The following is a 1,148-nucleotide window of genomic DNA, read 5'->3' on the forward strand; positions in this document are numbered from 1 at the left end:
AAGCTATGCCGAGTATCGCTTCAGTTTCTCGTTTCGAACTGAAAAGCTGCACCGGTGAAGGAGTAGGAACACGTATACTTCTTGAAGGGGGCATGGTTAAGGAACTCGAAGCTTCTTCCAGTCGGAAAGGTACGGATATCATGGTTTCCGACTTGTTTTATAATACACCTGCCCGGTTGAAATATATGAAAACAATTCATACCGAACTCGGTAATATTACGGATGTCGCTAACCGRCTGGCACTTTCCCACCCGGATGTTTCGATACGTTTATCACACAATGATAAGCGTATCCTGCATACGAATGGTAATGGGGATGTGCGGCAAGTACTAGCAGCAATCTACGGTATGAATATCGCTAAAAAGATGATTCCAATTCAGGCAAGTTCATTGGACTTCACTCTATCTGGATATATCGTTATGCCCGAGGTCACTCGTGCCTCACGAAATTATATATCAACGATGATAAACGGTCGGTTTATAAAAAACTATGCACTTGTGAAAGCAATCTTGGATGGGTATCATACGCTTCTTCCTATTGGCCGTTTCCCGATTGCATTATTAAATATTGAAATGGATCCAATTTTGGTCGATGTCAACGTTCATCCATCTAAAATGGAGGTAAGGCTTAGTAAGGAACAGGAATTGTACAGTCTTGTGTCAGAAACAATTAAATCTGCGTTCAAAAAACTGTCTTTAATTCCAAGTGGATATACACCCTCACCAAAGCTGGAACAGGTAAAAAGTGAGCAAACTACGCTAGATTTAGATCATGTCGTGGAAAGCGGGAAGCGGGTCCTTGAAGAAGCAAAGAAAGAAGCCTCACTCCTGAAGAATACCTTGATTCGAGAAAATCAGGAACAGAAGAACTATCAAGATCCTGTTGAAGAAATCGTGAATATCGAACCAATAGAGGAATTAGTTTACAGTAGTGACGAACAGCAGCAAATGGCAGACACGTATATCCCGGTCATTCCGGAAGACGAAAGAAGACCATATTTCGAATCCGCAAAAGGGTATACAACATATACAGTCGAACAAGAGGAAGAGATCGAAATCGATGAATCGGCAAGCCGCATCCCGCCCATGTACCCTATCGGGCAAATGCATGGTACGTATATTTTCGCTCAAAACGAAAATGGCCTGTAT

1 protein-coding gene is annotated in these 1,148 nt (G+C 42.2%); it reads left to right on the forward strand.

The features are described from left to right. A partial coding sequence (gene mutL, locus AC1DUW_RS29850; protein ID WP_477644310.1) for a DNA mismatch repair endonuclease MutL occupies nucleotides 1–1,148 on the forward strand: 1,148 nt, incomplete at both ends.

This window comes from Peribacillus sp. P4_C12 (assembly GCF_056402095.1).